22 protein-coding genes and 4 pseudogenes are annotated in these 26,223 nt (G+C 35.3%); 5 read left to right on the top strand and 21 right to left on the bottom strand.

Features of this window, described 5'->3' with window-relative positions; all coding sequences use genetic code 11:
• Window positions 1-107: 107 nt before the first annotated feature.
• The 13 genes and pseudogenes from MHH66_RS10490 to iolG form a co-directional block, all read right to left on the bottom strand.
• Window positions 108-560, bottom strand: a pseudogene (locus tag MHH66_RS10490) (Rpn family recombination-promoting nuclease/putative transposase); the annotation flags it as partial.
• Window positions 561-603: 43 nt separating this feature from the next.
• On the bottom strand, window positions 604-1,305 hold the full coding sequence (locus MHH66_RS10485; RefSeq protein WP_078185869.1) for a YrrS family protein: 702 nt from the start codon (window positions 1,303-1,305) through the stop codon (window positions 604-606).
• 238 nt (window positions 1,306-1,543) lie between these two features.
• Entirely contained in the window at window positions 1,544-1,978 is a 435-nt protein-coding gene (locus MHH66_RS10480; protein ID WP_002035470.1) for a hypothetical protein, read from the bottom strand.
• Between the two features lie 655 nt (window positions 1,979-2,633).
• Window positions 2,634-2,858, bottom strand: a pseudogene (locus tag MHH66_RS10475) (DDE-type integrase/transposase/recombinase); the annotation flags it as partial.
• 23 nt (window positions 2,859-2,881) lie between these two features.
• The gene (locus MHH66_RS10470; RefSeq protein ID WP_016101017.1) at window positions 2,882-3,376 is read right to left on the bottom strand and encodes a hypothetical protein; all 495 of its coding nucleotides are present in this window, start codon (window positions 3,374-3,376) and stop codon (window positions 2,882-2,884) included.
• Window positions 3,377-3,429: 53 nt separating this feature from the next.
• Entirely contained in the window at window positions 3,430-3,822 is a 393-nt protein-coding gene (locus MHH66_RS10465; protein WP_063218858.1) for a hypothetical protein, read from the bottom strand.
• 248 nt (window positions 3,823-4,070) lie between these two features.
• Window positions 4,071-4,862: a 5-deoxy-glucuronate isomerase gene (locus MHH66_RS10460; protein WP_063218857.1), complete on the bottom strand. Its 792-nt coding sequence runs from the start codon at window positions 4,860-4,862 to the stop codon at window positions 4,071-4,073.
• A gap of 104 nt (window positions 4,863-4,966) precedes the next feature.
• On the bottom strand, window positions 4,967-5,812 hold the full coding sequence (locus MHH66_RS10455) for a class II fructose-bisphosphate aldolase (RefSeq protein ID WP_063218856.1): 846 nt from the start codon (window positions 5,810-5,812) through the stop codon (window positions 4,967-4,969).
• A gap of 88 nt (window positions 5,813-5,900) precedes the next feature.
• Window positions 5,901-6,797, bottom strand: coding sequence for a myo-inosose-2 dehydratase (gene iolE / locus MHH66_RS10450; RefSeq protein WP_078185868.1), 897 nt, complete (start codon window positions 6,795-6,797; stop codon window positions 5,901-5,903).
• Window positions 6,798-6,919: 122 nt separating this feature from the next.
• Entirely contained in the window at window positions 6,920-8,854 is a 1,935-nt protein-coding gene (gene iolD / locus MHH66_RS10445) for a 3D-(3,5/4)-trihydroxycyclohexane-1,2-dione acylhydrolase (decyclizing) (protein ID WP_078185867.1), read from the bottom strand.
• Window positions 8,855-9,008: 154 nt separating this feature from the next.
• Window positions 9,009-10,472 carry a CoA-acylating methylmalonate-semialdehyde dehydrogenase gene (locus MHH66_RS10440; RefSeq protein WP_061689648.1) on the bottom strand — a complete coding sequence of 488 codons (1,464 nt, stop codon included), beginning with the start codon at window positions 10,470-10,472 and terminating at the stop codon, window positions 9,009-9,011.
• 77 nt (window positions 10,473-10,549) lie between these two features.
• Complete coding sequence (gene iolC, locus MHH66_RS10435) at window positions 10,550-11,548, bottom strand: 5-dehydro-2-deoxygluconokinase (protein ID WP_033659598.1); 999 nt, start codon at window positions 11,546-11,548, stop codon at window positions 10,550-10,552.
• A gap of 105 nt (window positions 11,549-11,653) precedes the next feature.
• Window positions 11,654-12,679, bottom strand: a complete 1,026-nt coding sequence (iolG, locus tag MHH66_RS10430) for an inositol 2-dehydrogenase (protein WP_001103665.1) — start codon at window positions 12,677-12,679, stop codon at window positions 11,654-11,656.
• A gap of 495 nt (window positions 12,680-13,174) precedes the next feature.
• On the opposite strand from iolG, the gene MHH66_RS10425 reads away from it, so the two are divergent.
• Window positions 13,175-14,455, top strand: a complete 1,281-nt coding sequence (locus MHH66_RS10425) for an MFS transporter (protein WP_078185866.1) — start codon at window positions 13,175-13,177, stop codon at window positions 14,453-14,455.
• 87 nt (window positions 14,456-14,542) lie between these two features.
• Here MHH66_RS10425 and MHH66_RS10420 read toward each other — a convergent pair whose 3' ends face one another.
• A complete protein-coding gene (locus tag MHH66_RS10420; RefSeq protein WP_078185865.1) occupies window positions 14,543-15,544 on the bottom strand; it encodes a LacI family DNA-binding transcriptional regulator in 1,002 nt (333 codons plus the stop codon).
• Between the two features lie 983 nt (window positions 15,545-16,527).
• On the opposite strand from MHH66_RS10420, the gene MHH66_RS10415 reads away from it, so the two are divergent.
• From MHH66_RS10415 to MHH66_RS10405, 3 genes are all read left to right on the top strand, one after another.
• Window positions 16,528-16,746, top strand: a complete 219-nt coding sequence (locus MHH66_RS10415) for a hypothetical protein (RefSeq protein ID WP_340866769.1) — start codon at window positions 16,528-16,530, stop codon at window positions 16,744-16,746.
• Window positions 16,747-17,007: 261 nt separating this feature from the next.
• Complete coding sequence (locus MHH66_RS10410; protein ID WP_165689482.1) at window positions 17,008-17,145, top strand: hypothetical protein; 138 nt, start codon at window positions 17,008-17,010, stop codon at window positions 17,143-17,145.
• Window positions 17,146-17,334: 189 nt separating this feature from the next.
• Window positions 17,335-17,604: a hypothetical protein gene (locus tag MHH66_RS10405; protein ID WP_063218850.1), complete on the top strand. Its 270-nt coding sequence runs from the start codon at window positions 17,335-17,337 to the stop codon at window positions 17,602-17,604.
• Between the two features lie 69 nt (window positions 17,605-17,673).
• On the opposite strand, the gene MHH66_RS10400 is transcribed toward MHH66_RS10405, so the two are convergent.
• From MHH66_RS10400 to MHH66_RS10380, 5 genes and pseudogenes are all read right to left on the bottom strand, one after another.
• Complete coding sequence (locus MHH66_RS10400; RefSeq protein ID WP_176127022.1) at window positions 17,674-18,306, bottom strand: hypothetical protein; 633 nt, start codon at window positions 18,304-18,306, stop codon at window positions 17,674-17,676.
• A 221-nt stretch (window positions 18,307-18,527) separates the two neighbouring features.
• Window positions 18,528-19,055 (bottom strand): annotated as a pseudogene (locus MHH66_RS10395) (nuclear transport factor 2 family protein).
• 153 nt (window positions 19,056-19,208) lie between these two features.
• The gene (locus MHH66_RS10390; protein ID WP_003192952.1) at window positions 19,209-19,601 is read right to left on the bottom strand and encodes a nuclear transport factor 2 family protein; all 393 of its coding nucleotides are present in this window, start codon (window positions 19,599-19,601) and stop codon (window positions 19,209-19,211) included.
• A gap of 4 nt (window positions 19,602-19,605) precedes the next feature.
• Window positions 19,606-20,427, bottom strand: a complete 822-nt coding sequence (locus MHH66_RS10385) for a cytoplasmic protein (RefSeq protein WP_078185863.1) — start codon at window positions 20,425-20,427, stop codon at window positions 19,606-19,608.
• Between the two features lie 292 nt (window positions 20,428-20,719).
• On the bottom strand, window positions 20,720-21,340 hold the full coding sequence (locus MHH66_RS10380) for a DsbA family protein (RefSeq protein WP_078185862.1): 621 nt from the start codon (window positions 21,338-21,340) through the stop codon (window positions 20,720-20,722).
• A gap of 970 nt (window positions 21,341-22,310) precedes the next feature.
• Between MHH66_RS10380 and MHH66_RS10375 the strand changes: the two genes are divergently transcribed.
• Window positions 22,311-23,738 (top strand): serine hydrolase domain-containing protein, encoded by a 1,428-nt coding sequence (locus MHH66_RS10375; protein ID WP_078185861.1) that lies wholly within the window; start codon window positions 22,311-22,313, stop codon window positions 23,736-23,738.
• 548 nt (window positions 23,739-24,286) lie between these two features.
• Here the strand turns inward: MHH66_RS10375 and MHH66_RS10370 are convergent.
• Window positions 24,287-24,880, bottom strand: a complete 594-nt coding sequence (locus MHH66_RS10370; RefSeq protein ID WP_002084491.1) for a TasA family protein — start codon at window positions 24,878-24,880, stop codon at window positions 24,287-24,289.
• A gap of 747 nt (window positions 24,881-25,627) precedes the next feature.
• A pseudogene (locus MHH66_RS10365) lies at window positions 25,628-26,173 on the bottom strand (alpha/beta fold hydrolase); the annotation flags it as partial.
• Window positions 26,174-26,223: the final 50 nt, after the last annotated feature.

The following is a 26,223-nucleotide window of genomic DNA, read 5'->3' as shown; positions in this document are numbered from 1 at the left end:
TGTTTCCGTATCCCCTAAAAATAGAAAAAAAAGATTGAGACATCTCATCTTCTTTTCAGGCAGAGTTAGAGAAAGCATTTTATTGGATAAAATGCTTTCTCTAAGAACTAGCTCTGCAAAAATCGCTGTATTTCTATTTCTGGTAATCCTGTAAGCTTTGCAATGTCTTCTACAGACACACCATTTTTATGCATGCCTCGAATGAGTTGCATCTTTCCTTGCTCAACCCCTTGTTCAATTCCCTTTTTAATTCCTTGTTGTTCTGCATGAGCAAATTTTGCTGCCTCATCCATTAAGGCCTTTTCTCTTGCTTCATATGCTTGACGGAAAGAAGAATCTTGACTCATACGTTCCCATTTATTCATTGCTTTTTGTAAAATCGGATCTCGGTTCATGGCAATATCCTCCAATGTTTGTGTGAGATGTTCATCTTCATTCGCAGGTAATAATAACCAACGAACAAACGAATCTTCCCACGGATTGACTTTCTCTTCGCGCCATTGCTGCATCAACTTTGGAATCTCTACTATATGAACTTCTATATCATCACTTAATAGCTTAGTCGCTCACAACAAGAGAGGATAGCATTTACATTTTACTTATTTATTTTACCACTTGAACAGATACTGGTTTCCAGCCCTGATTCTCTACCCAATCAATATCAACCTTATATTTTTTATTACTTTGCTTATCTCGTACATTACCGTAGGCTTTATTTTCACCATTATTTCCAATAAAATCAAAAACCAATTGACCCTCTGGAACATCAACAGCATAAGAAATTGCTTTTTTCATCTCATTCCAATCTAATGTTCCTTCTTTAAATTTCATTGCAGGTTTTGCTCCTTGCTCTGTACCAATTGGCTTCCAAGAAGGATTAGTTTGAGAACCCTTTTCTTGAGATGCCGTTTTTTCTCCCTCTTTATTTTCATTTTCGCTCGTTTTTACCGATTTTTCTGCTTTTTGTTTCTCTTCTAACAGTGCTGCTTCTCTCTCTTCACGTTTCTTCTCTTCTAACAGTGCTGCTTCTCTCTCCTCACGTTCCTTCTCTTCTAACTGCGCTGCTTCTTTCACTTCACGTTTCTTCTCTTCTAACTGCGCTGCTTCTTTCTCTTTATGTTTCTTCTCTTCTATCTTTGTTGCTTTCTTTTCTTGAGCAATTGCTTTCTTTGATGTATCTGAAGGGGAAAACAACTGGTATGTCACTATACCAACTGTCACTAATACCAAAGTAAATGCAATATTAAAAATCACCTTTTTACGACGATTTTGTTGTTTTTCTTGAAACCTGCTTCCTTGTCCCATTTTTTAAACCTCCGAGTTTATTTTCTCTTCTAATCTTTATGCATTATCCTTATAATTCTTAATATTTTCATCAAACAATGGAAATGAATTACAATTCCCATACAAGATTTCATATCATAATAAAATTTGTGTTGTTTCAAGCATCTGACATATGTTACTCAAAAATATTTTAATACATTAAAAATTGATAAGCATCTGTTCGTAAGAAACCTTCCATTTTATTCAAAGGTGATTCCAATTACGTCCACATTAGATCTCCTGTAGAAATCTTTTTAACAATTAAGCCCCTTCTTCCCTTATTTATAATTTTCAAATTAAACTGCCCTCTATGGTACAATAAAGATGTGTTGTTTTCTACTGGGGTATGTCGTAAAATCAAAAGGGATTTTATCTCTTTTACCTTTTTTTCAGAGTAACTTTCACCACTAGGAGACTCTATTATTCCTAATGTAATCTTTAATTCGCTTTCATCAAAAATCCAATCTTTATTAAGTTCCCTTATCTTTTGTATAAAGCTTCTTTTGGTTTTTCCTATATAGATCAATGTTTCATTCTTAGCATATACTCTAGAGATTGCAAATATTCCCTTCTTAAAAGCTTCTTCTCTATTATAAAAATCATTTAAACTATACAATCCATACCATTTAATATGTACTGTTTCTATTAAACTCACCTCATTTTTATGATTAATATTATAATTTCCGAATGTTCAAATTATTATGGATACATAGCCTTGATTACTTGAATTATAAATAGTGCTTTTCAATAATACATTTTATTATTACTAATTTCAATAATGAATATGTACATATTCATTATTGAATGGCTACAAAAAAACATGGGAATTTAATTCAAGCCCTATATCAAAATGAAAATAAAAAACACCTGTGATATACACAAAGTGCTTTTCTCTTGTCAATTTATCTATTTTCTTTTTATAACCCAAACTTCTTCGAATCGTACTTTTCTAGAGTTTGCTGCAATTCATTTTTTCATATGGAATATGTTTATCTGTCTGTACATCTTCAACATTTTCTCCACCTGCTAATAATCTCCTGTACTTAAAAGAGTGCCCTGTTAATAATGGTGTAATTATGTTGTATGGCCCTCCTTTTGTTTGATTACTTGTATCATAAAACAAGTATCTGAAGCTGATATGTGGTCTACTTTACTGATAAAAATAACAAATAAAAAAGGAAACCTGCATGTTCGTTATAGTGATTTTCATGTTATATATACTCATATAAATTTATTAATATGCAATATTACATATTAGGTTCCTGTATCTTCATGATATTGATGTATTTATGATACTTATATGTTCATATTTAGAAAGGAATACTATTGTACGTTGAAAAGGCGGAGTCTCTTTGAAGACTTCGCCGTTGTTTATATAGGGCATGAATGGTCTCGATACCTTTTATCGTACGTGAAGCATGACGAAGATTTTGAAATCCTGCAGATTTAGCAAAACGTCTCTTGACATGCCTATGATTCTGGTCAATAAGATGGCTAAAATTTTTGATTCTACAATGGATTATAGTTTGATAAACCGAGAGACCCTTTAGAATAGAAGTCACTTTTGACACAAAACAATGATTTTATATGGTGTAGTTTGAGCTGGTATACTCATTGTTGTAAAACTATAAATAGCTATTAAATTTCGATTTACAAGATTACCTGTAAAGAATTGACCATTTGTTAATAAAATTTGAGTAGAAGGAGAAATATTTAATTTTAATTTTCCATCACTACTCTCCAACTGTTCATTAAAATAGTCTACTTTTACATTTTGATGCGGTGTATATTTTGCCATAACAATCGCTTGAAATTGTGGTGGGAAAATGAGAGGAGCAGGAGCGTTAGCATCGTAAAACCCAGTTACTTTATCTCCTACTACTACCGTTGCATAGTCGATAAAATACGTATTTGGTTTTACTACAAAATTTATTAGATTCCCATAACCATTATCTACGGACATTAATTTATTACATCCTATTTCTTCGTTTAATCCTGTGACAAAATCGTTAATCATAGTTATTGTACCATCAAATGATTGAAATTTTTTCATTCAAATACCTCTTTTGTTTATATAATTAAACCTCTATCGTTACTCTATAATTTTTAAAAACATGTAAATGAAATAATCCTTCTCGTATCAATTCCAAAAATAACCCAAAACCTACCGTTCCATCTAAAACCAGCAACAGACCTTGGTCCTACAAAAATTGGGAAATACCAAAATTGTTCACCATTACTAAGCCATATATAAGTATTTCGAAATAAACATAATGAAATTGCTCCTGGATCAACAGCAAATGGTGAAGCAGTTGATTGTTGAGGAATAAATGATGGGGGAGGAGATGTTGGAGCTTGTGAGCTTTGCTGTCCTGGAAAACTTGGTACACCCGGAAAGCCTGGTACACCCGGAAAACCTGGAATCTGAGGACCAGAGAATTGACGATCGAAGTATTGATCATAATTTATATAAGGATAATATATTGACTCATTATACATTTAAAAACCACCTCTTTCTTTTTAAAACCCTCAAAATTATTAATATGTAATGTTGTTCGTATAGGAAAGTATACCTATACCCTTTGTTTTTCGGTATGGGGTAAAGTGGAGCGAGGGGCTAGCCTCTCCTAATGCCATAAAAAAATAAAGGGTGAGAGGAATTCATCACACCTGAAAATTATCTAAAATTAAAAGATTCAGTTCCTACTTTTTTATACTTTTTTTTGCACTAGAATCTTTATTTTCGTCTATTCCTTTTCTGGCCAAATTTTCGCGCTTGGTTCTAATAACCACTTGTGTTCTTCCTCCATGATACGATCATTCCATGGGTTATTCTCTAGATGTCGAATCATCCAACAAAAATACATTGCATATCCAGGTGCCGTTGCTTGTGGGTGGTCTAGCTCACCCGGAATTGTAATGAAGCTATTATGCACAACGCGATAAGCATCCTCACCAACCATTGCACATCCAAATCCCTGCGGCTTGTTAAAGCGATAATAATATACCTCTGGCTGGTCATGATGATGCGGTGGGTAACTGGACCATCGCCCTGGATAAGAAATAACTTCTCCTACTACCATATTAGAATATGCTGCATTGTTATAGTCAAAAATCGTACGAATAACACGCTGCGCTGTTCCCTCCCATACTCCTTCTCCAGCAACAACACTTTGACACTCATTTGGAGTATACAACTTAGATACAAATTCTTGATCATTATCTGTTTTTTGAACAAGCACTTCACTATCTGAAAGAGCAGTAATTGTAACCTTCACATTTTTAGCTATATGCAAACACCAAGGATTCTCTTCAAAAACAGACTGCCTTTGAATAATTTGTTCCATTCCTTCCCACTCTAGACGTATTGTCCCTTCTAGTAAAAGTACTGCCGTTTCATTTTTATTATCAAATAGCAACTCTTCTTTTCCATTAGACATCTTATATATGCCTATATCCATTAACATATCACTGCATTGACCGTTCATTTCTGTTAATACATTATACCCTTCATTTAATTCACCTAATTTTCCTAACACGGCTTTCTCCCCCTTTTAATTAATGGCTACTCTATCATTCCCTATCTTTGTCAGCTAACTAAATTTCGAGTTTCTTCTGATATTAATGAAGAAAACCTTTCTGGTTATGCTTTGTTTTCACTTCCGAATATGAGCATATGATTTTTAACGTTTTCGTATGCGGCCTCAATTACATCTTGATGATACGTAAAGTAATCTGAATAAGGAGTATTTAGGGCAGCAGTGTTAACCGCAGCAATTACATTCTGAAACGTCGCTGTTGCTACATTAATTTTACGAACACCATGTTGAATACATTGCTTGAAATCCTCTGGACTAATGCCAGAACCACCATGTAATACGAGAGGAATACGAACTACCTCATTAATCTCCTGCAAGCGGTCTAATCGTAAATCAGGATCTCCATTGTACATACCGTGCGCATTTCCAATCGCAACAGCTAACGCATCAACGTCTGTTTCTTCTGCAAATCGTTTTGCTTCTGTAGTGCTTGTCAGTAACATTTCAATATCTTCTGATCCGTCCTCACTACCACCTACTCTGCCAATCTCAGCTTCTACCGTCGCTCCGTACTGTTTCGCAAGCGCTACAATTTCTATTGTCTTTTGGATATTCTCCTCTAACGGATAGTGAGAGCCATCAAACATAACCGAACTAAACCCAATTTCTAATGTCTCTTTAATCTTTTCAAACGTCATACCATGATCCAAGTGAACTGCTACTGGGACAGTCGCTTTTTTCGCCGCAGCAACCATCAAAGGACCAATCAGATGAATCGGCGAATGATTCAAACGAACTTCCGCAATTTGTAGAATAAGTGGAGAACGCAACTCTTCTGCTGCTTTGATAGCTCCCATTACCATTTCCATATTAGCGACACTAAAAGCCCCGACCCCATAATTCTCTTCATTTGCCTTAATTAAAATACCCTTCATTTGCACTAATGGCATTACACATTCACCTGTTTCAATATTATTTATTAAATAGAAAACAAACGTTTCGTCTTTTTACTCCTTATGTAATCTCACCATGCGGAAATTAAAGACCTGCTTTCTCTTGTATAAATTTCCGGGCTTTTAATGCATATTCAAAAGGATTCGCTAAAGCCGGGTCTTGCTCTGCTTCTACTACAAACCAACCCTTATAATCAGAGTTTGCAAGGATAGTAAACACTTCATCAAATACAATTACGCCATCTCCGGGAACTGTAAATGCACCATTCTTCACTGCCTGTAAGAAGCTTAATTCGTTTTCCTTTACATCATCTACTACTTCTTGGCGAATATCTTTTAAATGTACATGTTTAATACGAGGTAAATATTTTTTCAAAATATAAAGCGGCTCTTCTCCTGAAAAAACAAGATGACCTGTATCAAAAAGCAGGGATACAAGCTCTGGATCAGTCATTTCCATTAACTTTTCAATTTCTGCTGTTGTTTGAACACCCGTACCCATATGATGATGGTATACAATATGTAGCCCCTTTTCCTGAGCTAATTTACCGAGGTGATGTAACCCATTTGCAAGCTTATCCCACTCTTCTTCTGTAAAAACAGGCTTGTTTTGAAATAGCGGTACATCCATTAAACCTTGAATACTATGTCCTTGCTCTGAAACAACGATGACTTTTGCACCCATATCATGCAAGAAATCTCTATGCTTAATAAATGCTTGTGCTGTCTCTTCAAGCGGCCTCGTTGTCAAGAACGCACTAAACCATGCGCTAGCAATCTCCAGATTTCGTAATTCCAAAGACTTTTTCAATACAACTGTATTTCTCGGATATTTATTCCCTACTTCACTTCCATTAAATCCAGCTAGTGCCATCTCACTAATACATTGTTCAAACGTATTTTCTGCTCCTAGCTCCGGCATATCATCATTTGTCCAAGCAATTGGTGCAATTCCAAGTTTAATCGTGTTTTCTTTGAACATCCCCTTGTCTCTCCTCTTTGTAAAATGTTATAGAGTTTCGCTAAATTCTCCTATCTGTTCGTTAAAAAGAGAGCTTACTAAACAATATGCATGTAGATAAATAGCTCTCTTTGTGTCCTAATCTAATAAGATCTTGCCTTTTTCAAGTTACTTACTTTACTCTCATACGAAGCTTGTACACTTGGACTATTAGATACTTCTGCAACACCTACATGCCACCATGAATCGTATCCATTTGTCATTGTTTTTGGTAATACTTTAATATCAATCAATGTAGAAACTGTTTGTTTTTTCGCATCTATAAGCGCTTCCTGTAATTGTTCTATCGATGTAACACGATACGTTTTTACGCCATATCCAGCCGCGCTAGCTGCAAAATCTATTTTCATAATAGCTCCGTTTAATTTACGAGTTTCTTGGTTTCTGTAGCGAAACTCTGTTCCAAAGCTTCCCATTCCATTACCCATTTGTAAGTTATTAATGCAGCCGAATCCAGAGTTATCAAACAATAAAACGTTAATTTTTTTGTTTTCTTGAAGACTTGTTACGAGCTCAGAATGAAGCATTTGGTAACTGCCATCCCCTACCATTGCATATACTTCTTTCGATGGTTCAGCTAGCTTTGCACCAAGTGCACCTGCAACCTCATAGCCCATGCAAGAGTATCCATACTCCATGTGATATGTATTTGGTTTTCTGGGTGCCCACATTCTTTGCAAATCACCCGGTAGACTTCCCGCTGCACCAACGATGACTGCATCTTCATCAAGTAGTGTATTCATTTGTCCAATGACCGCAGTCTGTGTTAATTGTGTACCAAGTGCGTCTACATACTCATTTAAATTCTCATCGAAATGACCTTCGACTTCTGGCGTGAAATCTTGACCTGTAAAGCGAATATTATGTAAGCGTGCTAATTCTGTTTCCCAAGCTTCTTTTGCATCAGCGATTTCTGCTGTGTAACTAGATTGATAATCAATTGCTTGCAGTTCACCCATTAGAGCAAGAAGCGCTTCTTTTGCATCTGCTATCATCTTCAATGCATCGAGCTTGTTCGCATGGAATTCTGAAATGTTAATATTTAAAAACTCAACCTCTTCATTCTGAAACAATTGCTTAGATGCCGTTGTAAAATCAGTAAATCTCGTCCCGATTCCAATAACAAGATCCGCTTCCTTTGCAATTGTATTGGCTGCTAAATTTCCAGTTACTCCGATGCCGCCAAGATTATATGGATGGCTGCTTTCAATCGCACTTTTCCCAGCTTGCGTTTCTCCAAATGGAATGCGGAATGCTTCAGCAAACTGTTTCAGTTCCTCTGCCGCTTCTGCGTACCTTACACCACCACCGCAAATCATAACTGGCTTTTTCTTTTTCTTAATCATTTCTACCGCATCCGCTAAACTGGCTTTTGTTGGTAGACGACGCTCAATACGATGAACACGCTTTTGGAAGAAGTAACTTGGAAAATCCCAAGCTTCCCCTTGGACATCTTGTGGTAAACAAATTGTTACAGCTCCTGTATCTGCCGGATTCGTTAAAACACGCATGGCTTGAATCATAGCTGTCATCAATTGTTCAGGACGGTTCACCCGGTCCCAATACTTACTTACCGCACGAAAGGCATCATTCGTAGAAATAGATAAGTCATGCGTTTGTTCAATTTGTTGAAGAACAGGATCAGGTTGCCTCGTTGCAAACACATCACCTGGAAGTAGTAAAACGGGAATATTATTTGCAGAAGCTGTTGCAGCAGCGGTAATCATATTTGCCGATCCAGGACCAACAGAAGAAGTACATGCCATAATTTGTTTTCTATGTTTTTGTTTTGCAAAGGCCATCGCAGCATTTGCCATCCCTTGTTCATTTCTTCCTTGATATACTTCTAATTCCCCTGCGTCTTCTTCTAAAGCTTGACCTAGGCCTACTACATTTCCATGACCAAAAATCGTAAAGATTCCCTTAATAAGCTTTTGTTGCTCTCCATCAAACTCTACGTATTGCTGATTCAAAAATTTCACCAATGCTTGCGCCGTCGTCATTCTAACAGTTTGCATATTGTTTGCTCCTTTCTATCTCTATCAGTCATTCTGCATATGAAAAAGGAGTATCAGGAATTTGATAGACTCCAAATACTTCCTTCTTATGTTTTCATACTTCCGTTACTTTCGCTTACAAGCAACTAGAGAGATTCTACTTCTCTCTTAATGATTACTTTTCCCAACGAGATGTAAGCATTTTCTTTCTAGTATAAAACTCAACGCCGTCCGTACCGTTCGCATGAAGGTCACCATAGAAAGAGTCTTTCCAACCAGAGAACGGGAAGAATGCCATTGGCGCTGGTACCCCAACATTGACACCTAACATACCTGATTCAATTGTTTCACGGAATTGACGTACACTTGCTCCGCTATCTGTATAAATACAAGCTCCATTTGCAAAGCGAGACTCATTCGCAATTTCAATTGCTTCATCTAATGATTTCACACGAACAATGGATAAAACAGGAGCAAAAATCTCATCTTGCCAGATTTTCATTTCTTTTGTAACATGGTCAAAAATTGTTGGGCCAACGAAGTAACCAGCTCCTTTTACAGCTGTATCTTCGCGTCCATCACGAACTAATGTAGCGCCCTGTTCTACACCTGAATCGATGTAACCAATTGTGCGCTCTTTATGGTTATCACGAATAACTGGTCCTAAAAATACATCTTCATCAAGACCATTGCCGATTACGATTTTATTTGCTTCTTCTACTAGTCTATCAATTAATTGATCTGCAATTTCTTCTTCTACTGTAACAACAGAAGCGGCCATACAACGCTCACCAGCTGAACCAAATGCAGCACTAATAATTTGCTTTGTTGCTAGTTCAAGATTTGCATCATGTAATACAATAGAATGATTTTTCGCACCCGCTAGTGCTTGAACGCGTTTTAAGTTTTCTGTTCCTTTTTTGTATACATATTCTGCAACCGGCTGAGAACCTACAAATGAAATTGCCTTCACTAATTTATGTTCAATAAGACCGTTTACTACATCATGTGCGCCATTTACGATATTTAATACACCTTTTGGTAAGCCTGCTTCTTCAGCTAATTCGGCTAATTTCGCTGCTAGAAGTGGTGTGCGCTCTGAAGGTTTTAACACAAATGTATTACCACAAGCAATTGCAAGTGGGAACATCCAGCATGGAACCATCATTGGGAAGTTAAAAGGTGTAATCCCGCCTATAACACCAATTGGGTAACGATACATACCAGACTCAATACCTGTCGCAATATCAGGAAGCTGTTTTCCCATCATTAATGTAGGTGCACCCGCTGCAAACTCCACACACTCAATACCACGAAGAACTTCACCGTAAGCTTCGTTATAACTTTTTCCGTTTTCAATCGTAATAAGTTTCGCTAACTCTTCCCAGTTATCTACTAATAATTGTTGATATTTAAATAGAATACGAGCACGTTTCGGCACAGCTGTTTTGGACCAAGATTTGAACGCTTCATTTGCTGCTTGTACGGCTAGTTCAACATCTACTTTTGTTGAAAGTGGTACTTGAGCGATTACTTCTCCCGTTGCAGGATTATATACGGCTTCCATCTTAGTTGAAGAGGATTCTACCCATTCGCCGCCAATGTAGTTTTTTACAATTTGTGCTGTTTGTACTGTCATATTCATTCTCTCCCTTTTATGTAATGTAGAAGCGTACATAAAATACGCCCTTACTTGATTACTCATTTATGATGTTTCTATACAATTTCCTCAGCCGTTTCCATGAATGCAGAAATCTCTGCCCTTGTTGGCATTGCATCTGAACAGCTATGTTTAGAAATAACGATTGAAGCAGAAGCGCCACCTAATCGCATCGCTTGAGGAATCTCAAGCCCTTGCATTAAGCCGTAAATAAATGCAGAAGCATACGAATCACCAGCACCAAACGTCTTTAATACCTTTGTTTTAAAGATACCGCCTCGGTGAGATTGACCGTCTCTCGTATAAGCGATTGAACCATCCCCACCGTGCTTAATAACGACAATCTTCGCATGATGAGAAAACCACCTTTCAGCCGTAACCTGATCATTAGATTGTTCGTAGTTTAATAGTTTTTCCATCATATCGAATTCTTCACGCGTTCCAATAATGACATCAGACTTTTCAGCCGCTAAATTATAATACACAGCCGTTTCAGCTTCTGACTGCCATGTATAAGGGCGGTAATCAACATCAAAAAATACGACTACATCGTGCTTACGCGCATATTCTAGCGCTAAAAATACCGCCTCGCGAGAAGGACTTTTCGCTAAAGCTGTTCCTGAAATTAAGAGCGCCTTTGATTGTTTAATATAGTCCTCAGATACTTCTGTTGGATCAAGATTTAAATCTGCGACATTGTCGCGGTACATTAAAATACTGCAATCTTCAGGGCTTTTAATTTCTGTAAAAGCTAGACCTGTCACTGCACCAGTACGATCAATACATATCTGATCCGTATTAATATTATTGTCCTTTAGGTACCCTGTAATAAAGCGGCCCATTTGATCATCGGACACTTTACCGATAAATCCTGTTTGTAAGCCAAGACGTGCCGCACCAATCGCGATATTCGCAGGAGATCCCCCCACATACTTAGTAAATGTTCTTGTTTCTTCCATAGGACGTTGTGTTTCATTGGCATTTAAATCAACGCATAAACGTCCAACTGCAATTAGATCTAATGGACAATCTTCTTTAAAAATAAGTGGATTCATTGTTACTACCTCCCGTGCATTATGTAAAGGTAAATGATATGGTTAAAAAATTTTTATGCCCATACGATTCACTACTCTTTAGCTTTCTAGAAGTAAGCGCTCTCTTTATTGATTTAATGCAGGCTGTTTATGTTCAATTTGAACAGGTTTTCCTGTTAGTAAAGATTCCTTCGCAGCTTTCGCAATTCGTTCTGCTTGTAGCCCATCATTACCACTGCAAATAACAGCTTGTCCTTCTATAATTGACTTTGTAAATTGTGTTACTTCCTCAATATAAGCCTGCGTATAGCGCTCTAAGAAGAAATAAAGCGGCTTATCTTTTACAACACCTTCTGTTTTTGACACTTGTACTGTTGTCGGACAGCAATTATCCGCAGCGACCGCTCCTTTTTCACCAAACACCTCAAGACGCTGGTCATATCCATAAACAGCTTGGCGGCTATTATCAATTACCCCTAAAGCTCCATTCGCAAATTTCAATGTGACAATTGCTGTATCAACATCATTTACTTCCTGAATGGATGGATCAATTAATGTTGTACCATATGCAAATACTTCAACAACTTCACTATTCATCACATACCTAGCCATATCAAAGTCATGAATCATCATATCCATAAACAATCCACCTGAAGAACGAACATATTCTATACTTGGCGGTTGTGGATCTCTAGACGTAATTTTTAAAATATGTGGGTGTCCCACTTCTCCTTGTTGAATAAGATCATAGACTTTTCTGAAGTTAGGATCGAAACGGCGGTTAAAACCTACTTGAAGAGATACTCCTTGTTCTTTTACTACTTCTAATGCATCTAATGTTTCTTCTACCGAGAAACTAACTGGCTTTTCACAGAAAATATGTTTTTTTGCAAGAGCCGCTTCTTTAATAATTTGCGCATGTGTATTTGTTGGTGAACAAATGAATACAGCATCAATTTCTGGATCTGCTAATAAATCCTGATAGTTTGTAGTCAGAGTGGAAATCCCTTTATCCTCAGCCCACTTTTCTAGATGACTAATCACTACATCTGAAACCGCTTTAATTTTCACTTGTGGCATCAGCTGCAAATTATCAACATGCAGTTTCCCTATTCGTCCCGCACCAATAATCCCAATCGTTACAACATTCATATGATTTCTCCCTCTTTATTTAAATTTAAGAAACAAAATGGAAGTCTATAAGGTTTAGCACATCAAATTAAGTTAAGCGCTTTCCCTATTTTTCTTCATTATACACACTTGATTCTAAATTGAAAACATTTTTATTTTTTTGAATACTTTTCTTTTCATCCGAATTTCAAATTTCCTCAATAAACGTAATCCATGCATCTACAAAGTAATAATAAGAAACAAATAATCTAAACGGCTACAAAAATACTCTTTTAAAATACTGATATAACAAAGGAAATTAAGCCTTTTAAATAGTAAACTCCCATCTATAAGTTATTTCTATCTTTTCATACTCACAATTATTTTAGTGTCCGATAAGTAAATAGATTGCACCCTATGAAAGAAAGTTGTAAATTGTCAAAAAATTTCATTGACGACCTCATAATGTAAGCGTATACTTTTTTTATCAAAAAGAATTAAGCGCTTAACCAAAAATAATTTATCGGTGGTGGGAGAATGAACGCAATTGGTTCAAACAAAACATTTATGGACAAGATTGGTATCCCTTCTAATTTAACTTGGGGATACATAGGGATTATTGTTTTTATGATTGGGGATGGTTTAGAACAAGGATGGTTATCCCCTTATCTCGTTGAGAATGGCTTAACGCTAGAACACGCTGCTTTTCTGTTTACGATTTACGGAATTACTGTATCTGCTTCTTCCTGGTTTTCGGGGGTATTTGTACAAATGTGGGGACCAAGAAAAGTAATGACGTTTGGTTTAGTATCATTCATTTTAGGCTCCATTGGGTTCATCGGTATAGGAATTCAACATATGAATTATCCCGTTATATTACTTTGCTACGCTCTACGAGGATTTGGTTATCCCTTATTTGCTTATTCTTTCCTAGTTTGGGTATCTTACAGTACTCCTCAGCAAATGCTCTCAAGGGCAGTTGGTTGGTTCTGGTTCGTATTCCAGCTTGGACTTAGTGTTATCGGAGCCTTCTATTCTAGCTATATGGTTCCTAAAATCGGGGAAATCGCTACTTTATGGAGCGCCTTAATTTTTGTTGTCGTCGGGGGATTATTCTCAATTGTTGTAAATAAGGACAAATTCAAAGCACAAACCGTAAGCTCTAACAAATCAAGTGAATTACTAAAAGGCATTACCATCGCATTTGAAAATCCTAAAGTTGGTATAGGTGGTATTGTTAAAATTATAAACTCGGCCGCTCAGTTTGGATTTGTTGTTTTCCTGCCTACTTATATGATGAAATATAATTTTACGATGACTGAATGGCTACAAATTTGGGGTACTCTATTCTTTGTAAATATGGTGTTTAATATTATTTTTGGTATTGTTGGAGACAAGTTTGGCTGGGTAAATACGATTAAATGGTTCGGAGGAGTCGGTTGCGGAATTGTAACTCTTGCACTCTATTATGTACCACAAATGGTAGGACATAATTATTGGGCAATATTATTTGTTGCATGTTGCTATGGTGCAACACTTGCCGGTTATGTACCTCTTACAGCTTTAGTACCATCTTTAGCTCCTGAAAATAAAGGGGCTGCAATGTCTGTCTTAAATTTAGGTTCAGGCTTATCAGCTTTCGTTGGTCCATTAGTAGTAACTGCCTTCATCGGTCCATTAGGTGTAGGCGGCGTGATGTGGATCTTTGCTGGTTTGTACTTCTTTGGTGCATTTTTAACTCATTTCCTTACTATTCCAAAGGAAAATGAGATAAAACAGGATTTAAATACGAAAAACGGCGAGCAATTCTCAGTATAAACTCTAAATAAAAAAAAGGTCATCATAACTGTACATGGTTACGATGACCTTCTTTTTGTTGCATTCAAGTAGGCTATTAAAAAACTATCATGTAATATCCTTTACTGAGGATCGCTCTACTAATTGAGGAATAATAGTAATTTTTTGCTTAGCATGCTCCTTCATTTCCATCGTTTTCAGAAGTTGGTCAAACGTACAGGCTGACATTTGTGTAATTGGCTGTTCAATTGTCGTTAACCCTGGATCTGCAATCTCAGCATAGATAGTATTATCAAATCCGATAATTGATAAATCTTCCGGAATTGAAAGCCCTTGTTTTCTTGCTTCATTCATAAGGCATATAGCAATCAAATCTGTACAAGCAAAAACCGCTGTAGGCCTGTTAGGCAAATTAAGTAATTCTTTACTTGCACGTTTGCTATCTTCCACTGTCGAATAGCAGCTAATAATAGCATCATCATCTAACGAAATCCCTGAATCCGTAAGAGCTTGTTTGAAACCATTCAGTCTTCCTAAGCTACTTTTCCTATCCTTCTCCATCATAATCGTTAAAGATGTATGGCCTTTCTGCGTCAGATAACTCCCAGCTAGATAGCCTCCCCTCATATCATCAGTTGTCACAACATGAGTCGTGATGGAAGGATGATCTACAGTGAATAAAACAAGTGGCAAATCTCGATTCACGATTTTTTTAACAAGTTTATAATCATTTAGTTCCGTTGCAATAATAATGCCATCTACTTGCTTTTTAAATAGTAAATCAATGTATTCATGCTCACGTTTTGTTTGATGGTCTGTACTACATAAAACGAGTGTATACCCTGATTCTCGTGCGCTATTTTCAAAAGCTCTTGCTACTTCTGCAAAAAAGGGGTTTGAGATATCTGGGACAAGTACCCCAATCGTATATGTTTTTTTACCTGTTAGCGCTGCTGCTACACTACTTGGCTGATAATCTAATTCATCCATTACATTATTTACTTTGTGTATAGTTTTTTCACTAATACGCCCTGTTTGATTAATTACCTTGGATACAGTCGCTATTGATACACCTGCTTTTTCCGCAACATCATAAATTGTTGGTTTCACGTTAATTGTCCCTTCTTAATTATCTTTTTCTATATTTTATCATAAATATATTTTGCTTCTTGGTATACAAAAGGAATTCTTTTAAAATTTGTAAGTGCTTCTATCCTCAGGCGTAGTTCTTCCCATTTACATAACAGCCTGTTCCAAATGGATATTTCAACCTATAAACATGCCCATGTATCGAAGGCTTTTTACGGGCATCATGCCTAGATGAAAACAGAAAAAGCACCGTATTCCGGTCCTTTTTCTATTTATATGTTATCAATTTAAAATCCTTTAGCCTATTCTTTCTCACTTTAGGCTGACACTATCTTGTTAGTTTATTAGGAATGGAAACTTTTTCTCTTATCCTATATTTCTTATCTCCGAACCTGTCCATTTCCACGAATCACATATTATAGGTACATTTATAAATTATCTTTACAAGTAAAAAATAATAAGAAGATCCATACGAGTAAAAACTTTAGAGTCCTCTTTTTCTTCATTACTCTTTATTTAATTATCATTCTTTAAAATTTGAAAGATACAAGACGTAACAGAAAATCATTAAAATTTATTATCTATACGGGTTGACTGCACTAAAATACAAAAAACATAAGGTACAATATCTTACCGAAACTTAAATATGACGAAATTAAAAATTCCTATTATTTTCAGTTATTGTTATAATTACCTATAAAAGTATTAAAAGAATATAAGAGAATTAAACATTTAGTATTATAGCAAAACAAATCCTTTTATATTCAAAACCGTAGTTCTTCTTATACTGAACGACGCTATCTAATGATTCTGTTCCAAACTTCTAATTATTTATTAGCGTAAAGAAAACAAAATTACATTTTAGACTTTTAATTTTCAATGTACTTACTAGTAGCATTTTTTTCTTTTCCGTTTCATGTGAATACCTTGAGAACAAGGAATATTTAAATTTCTTGTGGAATGGTATACCTTTAGCCTTTCTACTAAGTTGTTTGTATTTTCTAATGTTACACAAATTAACAATTGTAACAACCCCACAAATTCAATATGATATTCAACTAATTCAAGAGGATAACTTTAAGAAAATAAAGAACTTAGAATACGAATATTCAATGGATAAAAAGAGATTAGTTTTCGTTGCAAAAGAAAAATCAGGAAAACAGATTCGATACGTTTGTGATTTTTCTTCAAAGATCTATATGAAATGTACAGAACAAATATAACTCCTTATTACATATTAAGATTATTGGTTCTGGTGTAAAAAGATAATGAAGAGTAAAAAAATGACTTTTTATGCGAAAAAATTAAAAAATATTAATCAGCTGTATCTACTTTTGGATTCATAGTAGAAATCCATGTACTATTTTTTCTTTTATTTTATCTTTGCACCAGGACCAATTAAAGTAGGACGCTAGAAATAGCCTTCTTTTTATATTACATCTAATGTTATATAATGTAATATATTAGGATTTTTTGGGGGGGTTATGAAAGAACAGATTCATAAACCATGGAATGAAGGATTCGATTTACACGAAGCGATAATAGCAAGTAAGGGTTCTGTTTTTGAAGAAAAAATAACATTTACTAAATGCTGGACGCTGTGGAAGTTGGTAACGGTATAAGTTGTGCTGGATTTATATCAGCACTGTGCATGGAATATGGGGTACGTTTTCCAAGTGAAATAAGAACTACCTCAGAATGCAGGGACAATTGGAAGGCTGTAGCACAATCTTATATTGCTGGTATCATGGGTGAGAATAGAGTAGAAAAACTGGACGCTAAATAAGGCGTCTTTTTTACGTCCTAAAACGGTGCGTATTTACAAGTACCTAACCGAAAAAACAAAACAAAAACTAGTAGCAGTAAATATAGGCGATACCTGGTCACCTCAAAGAACTGATTTAGCTTACAGTCACGGTCATACTGGTGGTTCTCCTGAATATACACATGGAGAAGGTTGGTCTCCAGCTTACACACACGGGGAACCTTGGGGTATAGCTGATGGTAATACTGGTGCACCTGCTTACGACCATGGAAGACCGCCTGCACCTACGAACACACATGGTGAAACAATAATTTAACAAACAAAAAGAACGCCCTAACCCTTACATTAGGCGTTCTTTTTTCGTTGTAAAAATAAAACCCGCGAATTAAATCGCGGGTTCTTGTAATAATTCTTGGGCATCTATCATAATATCCGAGACGTTAACACCTCTACTCTTGCACATTCCTACCATTGCAGGAATAATGATTTGAAATTCCTTTTCTTTGATAACACTTGTATACGAAGACCTAGCATTAGTTTCTCTTGCGATAGTTCTCCGAGATTTTAAATTAATCCCGTTCTCCAACTTGTTTACAAGATGACGGCGAAGGTCTATCCAGCCCTTATTTGTACTAATTGTACCGTAAACCACTCCAGAATAATGGTTAACAAGTTTACGAAGAAGTGTTCTAGGGTCTTTATAATACACTTCCTCTTTTGCTAATACATTAATTACCATTTGTTGTCCTTCTAGCTTGTTCTCCATTTCAGTAATATGACGATTTTTAAATTCCATTAATCTTCCCGAAGCCTGTAATAATGTATTAATATCACGTGAAGCAAACGCTTGAACTACTGCCTTTTGTAATTGCGTTTCTTCTTCAATATCTCCGACTTTAACCTCATCTGACGCTTTCTCTTCGATGTTTAATAATTGAGTACGAACTTCTTTCGCAATTTCTGAATCACGTAACAACATTCCAAGTAAATCGTATAGATTCATGTCTTGCTGAACCACGTCCATCCTTTCTTACAAACTGATGCGGTTATCTAATTTTATAACGGTTTAATTTTAGTGTTAAGTTATAAGAAAATACAAATAATAGTAAATTAAATCTCGTTAAAACAAAAAGGGATGTCCTAGTACCATGCCTAGGACATCACCTTTACTTTACTTATCTACATTTCTAAATTCTATACAGCACTATTGGTTAAACAATTATTAGATATATCTTCTACCTAAAACATAGTATTATCATTAGCTGCCTCATTTGGAATCTCTTGAATTACATCCCAGTGTTCGACAATCTTTCCATCTTTGATACGAAATATATCCACTATAGCAACTCCCTTATCTTGAGAATTAGCTCGAGAATGTACATGAAGAGCTACTGTATCTCCTTCAGCTACTACACGTTTTATCTCTGCAGTGGAATTAGGATTTTTAACAAAATCCTAATTAAAGAAATCCATAAAGGCTTTTCGTCCATCAGCAACAAAAGGATTATGTTGCTGATAATCTTGGCTTACATATTTAGGGATAATATCGATATTATGTTTGTTAAAAACTTCATTATAGAAATCAACTACCATCTTTTTATTCTTTTCATTTTCTGTCGCATCATCTTTTGATACTGAGGCAACATTCTCGCTCTTTATTGCGTTATCTTTGTTTTTACCTGTGGAAGCTTGAAATATCAAAGTCGACACAATTCCCAAAATAAACACAGAAATAATTATTACTATTAAATTTTTCTCTAATTTCATTTATACCTACCTCTTCTAATTATATAAATTATCTTCCATAACACGCTTGAGAAGTAGAAACCTTCCCAAAAATGTAATGTAAGGGGTAATGTTAGGAAATTTCGTTTATCTTAACACTACCCCTTATACAAGGTATGTTAGAAACGATTAACTCTAACTCAATACCTCATTAACAGTTGCACTGTCCACAATTTGAATAAACTTCTTAACTTTATCGTTTTCATCAAACTCATACAGATGACAGAAATCTGCTATAAACGATTTCCCTGTTGCTTTATATGTCCCACTATATTTCCCATAAACAATAACAGTATTATTATTAAATGTATAAATTTCATCCTTTGCACTATAGTTATCCCATTCCGTGCCAAGGCGTTCATGTACATTTTTCACTACTTCATCTGGACCTATATAAGTCCCCGCATATGGAAACCCAGCAGCTTCTGTCCATGATACATTTTCACTTAAATACGTTTTGAAAGCATCCAATTTTCCTTCGCCAGTTAACACATACGTTTCATGTAATAGTTTCTGATATTTATTCATAGCATTAACCCCAAGGCATTTCTTTTGTTACAACTTTTGCACTTAATTCTAATACACCTTTATTTGCATAGCCTGGATATGTTGCTTCAAGTTTCGCTACAAAATCTTTTGAAGTTTTACTTTCCTCAGAAGCTTGAATCGCAGTTCTTAGGTAATCCATAGTTGCAGTAAGTGCCTGATTATTTAAAGATTTTTCAATTGATCCATGGCTAGGTACAATTATGTCAGCATTTAATGCTTGTAATACTTTCAAGTTTTCAATCCATGCCTCCATAGCTGCTTTTGAGCTAGTATCTGCTAAGAATACATGTATTTCGTTAAATACATCAATACCACCAATTAATAATTTTAGCTCTTTATTAAATAAGCTAGTTCTGTAATGATCTAATCCTACTAGTTCAAATGTTAAACCTTGAAACTCAATCGTTTTTTCTTTATATACTTGAGGTAATACCACGTTGCTTGGTGCATTTTCTCCTAAGGCATCTTTCCAAACTTTTAATTTCCCTAAGACAGTATGAACAATATGTTCAACAGTAGACTCTGTAGCATACGCTATGGCTTCTGGGTAAGCAGCTTTAATACTCTCTAATCCAAAGTAGTAGTCTGGATCTCCATGAATAATAAAAATTTCATCTAGAGATAAGCCGTTTTTTTTCAGATATTCAACAATTTCTTTCGAATCAGATTGAGTAAATTTTGAGTTTATTAAAAATGCATGTCCCGCTTTCTCAACTAAGCTTGCAGTGACCATAAAACTTTTTTCGTCTGAACTAAACACCGTCAATTTCACATCTTTTTGATTTGTATCGATTGTTTTAAACATAGAATGTTATTCTCCTTTTGTTAAAGTTATTTACTAGTTAACATATTTTTATCTTGTTCCGACAGAAGTTCCCTCTTCAATTCACCTGAAAGTGTGATAGCACCAGCAAATAGGCGAGAGATGAATGTCGGTTGGCTTAAGCTAACATGTTTGCTACTATAGCTGATAGTAAAATTAAAATTGGACTCTTTTTAAAAATAAATTGAAACCGACTGTTATAAAAAGGGTTAAGTCCATCCAATTCTAGTCTTTTTTAAAACGTTAAATGTTATATACTGTAACTTAAAATTCATTAATATAAATTTTTAAAACGCGCTTCAATTTTATCTGGCGTCATTACCCCACCACCAATAGGGATAATTTGATTATCCTTTTGTAAAAGTAATGAAGGATAACTATTAACACCAAGCTGTCGAACTTTATTGAAGTCGTTTTGGGCATCTATTATTGTTTCTTGAGAGTTTAAACGTTCTAATACTTGTTTAGAATTCAGACCAAGCTCAATTGCAATCTTACGATATGTTTCAGGATTACTCAGACTTTGGCCCTCATAATAAAACGCTTTTTGCATAGCCGAAGTGAATTCTAACAAACGGTCTGGTGCTAATGAGCGTAAAGCTGAAAAGCCAATTGCAGCATCTTTCGAATTCATTTTAAAAGTACCTTCTTCCACCAATTTTTGATATGAAGGACCAAATTCTGCACCTGTAAGTTGATTAATTCTTTTATTCCCCTCTTCTATATATGAGAAATTTTTCATTGGTAAATCATCTAAAAATAATCCTCCACATAAAACTGTTAACGGCACTTCAGTGTGGTTTTTGTAAAATCCTTTAATACTTTCTGAAAAGCCATAGCACCATCCGCAATATGCGTCCCATACGTAAATAAGGTTATCTTGTTTTGTCTCCATTTAAATCTCCTACCTTTATTTTTATTATCTAGCTCAGCTAACTTTTTGGTTTATATAAGTACATCTTTTTATACCTTGTTCTTTTTGGGATACCTTACTATATTCCCCAAAAACTAATATTTCCAAAGAAAGATTAACCAAGGTTTTTAACAAAAGATTACGTTGCACATTATTGCCCCGTATCAGAAAATACTAAAGTTGGGATTATGCATTAATTTGAATGCATTAGTAACTTTCTACACCGGGTGGCAACGTGCGGACCATCATCCTTAATTAAATATATAAATCATATTTTATTTTAAACAGATATTAGTTGTAACTAATTCGATTACAACCTTATGTAACCATATTAGTTACAACTATAGTAGAAGTCAATTCTTTTTTAACAAAAACAATAAATTTCTACCCTAACGCTTTTAGAATTCTATTATTAAAAACTGGCTTCTTGTTCTTAAATTTGTTAAAAAGCTTAGTAATTCCCTAAAAACATCACTAGTAAATATAGAACAACAAATTCAAGATAATTTACAAAACAAATAATATAAGTACCTCTTTCATGACTTACCGACAGAGTACCAGTTCTAGTACATAGTTTTTTTCAAAGCATTACTCTGGGGATCTCAATTTTACTATTTGGGGATTTATGCTTTTCTTAGCTCGATTGCTGTATAATGATAATAAAGTTATTGAATTTTGATTATTAAAAGCTAAGAGCCTTACTACATTCTACGTAGCAAGGCTCTTTAAAGTTGTTTCAAATTACATCCATCTGTTTATATGATACTTAAAAAATGAATAATAAAGTTGTTTACTTCTTATTGAACTAACGCATCTGTTCGTTTAAGTGTAACTCTTCACAATTACTTGATATTATATAGGTGAATAGAAAGATAAATTAAAATTTAGTTTCGTAGTTGTAAAAGGAGGTTATTTATATTATTCTCTTATAATTTTCCAAAAAGGAGAGTTTATGAAAAAGATTATTGTTTTTGTACTAACGATATTTATATTATTCTCAGGATTCGCAACACAAAGTTATGCGTTGTCAGATTCGCAATCTGCGGCAATACAAGCGTTGCTAGATGATGCCTGTCGTATATCAGGTGTGCCGGGAATGTCAATCTCAATACTTGCTGATGATGAAGTGTTCTACTTTTCTTCAGGGTATGCAGACCGTGAAAAGGGGTTGTCTGCAAGTGAAAATACACTCTATGAGTTAGCCTCGGTCAGTAAAGCTTTTACCGGTATGGGTATTATGCTGTTGGAAGAGCAAGGGCTGCTCTCAATGACTGACCCTGTCCAAAAATATTTACCTTGGTTTACGTTAAAGTATCAAGGGAAACCTGTTGATATGCAAAGTCTTACACTAAATAACTTTCTTCACCATACCAGTGGTCTAATAAATATTAGGCATACTCAAAATATTCCACAAGGCAATACGCCGGATATGTTGCAAAAGACTGTGGAAATGCTCGTGGATGCTGAATTGGCGTTCCCTCCCGGTGAACAGTATAACTATGGAACCGTTAATTATGACGTATTGGGTTTGGTTATTGAGATTGTGTCGCGACAAAGCTATGAAGACTTTATGAGGGAACAGGTATTTCAGCCGTTAGGTCTTCACCAGACGTATGTTTATAAAGAAGATGCTCAAGCCACTGGACAGTTGGCACAGGGCTATCGTTCTTCCTTTTTTATGACAACTCCATTTAAAGCTCCGGATTATGCTGGGAATAAACCCGCAGCCTACATCATTTCTAATACAAAAGATATGGCGCGTTGGATGGGCATACAGATGGGTATCGTGCAGGACATACCCGAAATATTTCACACGGTTATCGAAAAATCACATAGGGGTGATATGTCTGTTTCGGCTGTCAACGATATGTATTATGCGGCAGGCTGGTCGGTAAACGCCAACCAAACGATTATAGAACACACTGGGGGTAATCCAAATTTCAGAACCGAAGTAGCCATACTGCTAAATGAACGAACAGCCGTCTGCTTGCTGAGCAACGGCGCAAATACCAATACAAATCTGGTACTAAAAGTTAAAGATATATTAGACGGCAATCTAACTCAGTCATATGAAATAAGCGGCACACAGCTTTTGGATATTATTTTGTCGTCTATCACAATTATTCTTTGCCTATTGGCCGTTTTGCTATTTCTCTTAGGATTACGCAGAAGGAAAACGAATGAGCGGCAGCCAATGACAAAAAAGAGAATAACCGTAACAGTTATTTTCCTGATCGCTACGATTGCCCTGGGTATACTGTGCTGTGCTTTCGATTGGTCAACAATACTTATTTGGCAAACATATAGTGTTCTTACAGCTTTGATTTCGTCAGCATTATTAACAGCAAGCATTACATGGTTTGTATACACTCACCGATAAAATACCCCGCTCCCAAGATAAGCATAATGTTAAGTAATTATATTTCAATTTATCGGTATGCTTAATTTGAAAAACATAAGACACTTCGGTGTCTTTTTTAATATCATCGACAATTTTCCCAGTCAAACCTAATTACTATTGCTTCCACTAACCTGCTCCGTTCGTGGAATAAGGATTTTTAAACAACTATATTATTTTTCAAATGACTTTATTGTAAATTAAACAACTTTATTATTTCTGCACAATTGCAGTGTGGGGATTTCCTTATTCAATGTATATGGATACCCTTAAAAATACAAAAGCAAAAAAAGAGAGTCGTTATTTACTCTCTTAAACGCTCTACGACTTTTGGCTATTTTTTTCTTCTATTTATAAATTAAATGTTAGTTTTACAAAACATTCAAAATGTTAAACTTACAAAAGCCATTAATATCATGCGCAAATGCTGATATCAATGGCTTTTGGTATAGATATGTTGTAATCATTCTTTTAAATTATTAAAAGGCATAAGCTCAGTTTTACTTTTTACCAGTATTATGCTCTTACATTTATCTTTCTTGTCCATCTGTTTGATTGGCTTGGAACTCCATTTTTAGCGCAATACTATCCCCTTGGAACACGTTTTGATCTGTTCCGTTGTCTTCAAATATAAACTTTATCCAAAACCAATCCATTTTCCCAGGTTTTAATCCTCCTGTTTCAGTCCACTTAGAATGAAATACTTTTTTGGAGGCAATCTCTGGGCTTTGTGATTTTAGTTCTGCAAGAGTTGTCTCGTATACAGGGCTTTTTGCAGGATCCCAATCCCAAAGAAATTGTACTTTAATATGTTTACCTAAATCTTCTGTAGTGTTATTTTGTTTTAAATCGTTTACAGTATAGTCTATTTTCATCATGATATCTTTAATATCTAATGTACCACTATTTTTTAAATTGAATTTCTTTAATATTTTGTCCCCAGGTTTTAAATTTTCTAAGTTAAGTGAAGTAGTTGGCTGCATAGCTAAATCCAATGTACCTGCAGCAAATGAATTATTTGTCACCACTTGATCGCTAAAATATGCATATGTTCCCCCACCAATTAAAGATAAACCCAGAGCGGCTGAAACCACTCCAACACCTAATTTCTTTTTCAATGACATTTTTTGTTCCTCCCATATCATTTTTATAATCTTTCTCCCTAATCAACCGAAAAGGTCCCCTTAATACAGATATACCATGAATTGTTAAAAAATTATATTAAAAGCAGTAAATTCCTTATTGAGAAAATTTTGTTATTATCTATCTTCTGTAAATGAAACGTCCCAAAACTAGAAAAATTGGATTTATAATGATCAAAACCTATACCAAAAACGAATTAATATTAACTGCCCTTTATAATTAGAATTATTTATTTCTTCAGGAGTATTCTAACACTTCAAAAGGTACGTATACCTTTTGATCTTTTCTAATAATGTTTTCAAGAAAAGAGTGGCTGTACTTTTGTGCAGCTACTTTTATATGCAATAAATCAGTAAAAGATATTCGAGCTGCAATAAATGCCCCTTTTATACTTTGGCTTCCTCGAATTTAATAGCACTTTATCGCATGCCCTATCAGGGGTACCGCCACATGCCAATCAACTTAAGAATTCAGAATTACCCCAAAACAAAAAAATGAGCTTTTTTGCTACAAGTTAGCACAAAATTTCGTTCTGGGGGTATTTACTTTTCTTAGCTTGATAGCGATGTGATACTACCCCTTACAAGACAGAATTATCAATCACTGAGTATTAATATTCTATAATTGAGTAACAGCTCCAAAACTGATTTTCAATAGAAAAAAAGGGTTACAAATTCAATTGTGGCCCTTTTTCCAAGTGTTTTTGTTTTATGCGATTCCTATAATGATTATAAGAGTGAAGTATGGTTCGAAATAGCGCTGATTATATGAACCCAATCGTCGCAATGAATCTCGTGCCCCGATCCTTCGGTTAGTAATACAGCATGGGGAATTCCATTAACAAGAGCAAGACCATGCTCGTATGGAAGCACTGTATCTTCTGTACCGTGGATAACCAAAGTAGGTATATTAATTTCTTTTAACTTCCCCTCATAAGAATCATCGCCTTTAAGAAGTGAGTGATTAAACATACTGAGTAGGTTATTTGCTCGTTTTATTTCTTTTTCTACCTGCTTATAAGCCCTCTTCTCATCGAACTTATGCTTTGAACCACAGGGTAACACTGATCCTGTAACCAAGTAATTTGCAACAGATTCTTCATCCGACCAATTTAGTTTGGCCCCATTAGCACGGTAAGTGAGTATCTTCTCATCAATCGGAGGCAAATTCCGTTTGTTGTCTTCAGAGCCAAAAATACTTGATGCAATCAAAGTTATACTTAGAACTCGCTGAGGGTTCCTCAAGGCTACAATTTGAGCAATCATTCCACCCATTAGAAAAAGCAGGACAATAATATTAAATTGGCTTCCATTCGCAGGAGTTT

Origin of the sequence: Bacillus sp. FSL H8-0492, assembly GCF_038006145.1 — a bacterium.
Classification (GTDB): Bacteria; Bacillota; Bacilli; order Bacillales; family Bacillaceae_G; genus Bacillus_A; species Bacillus_A mycoides.
The sequence above is the reverse complement of the archived record's forward strand: the minus strand, read 5'-3'. Positions and strand labels throughout refer to the sequence as shown.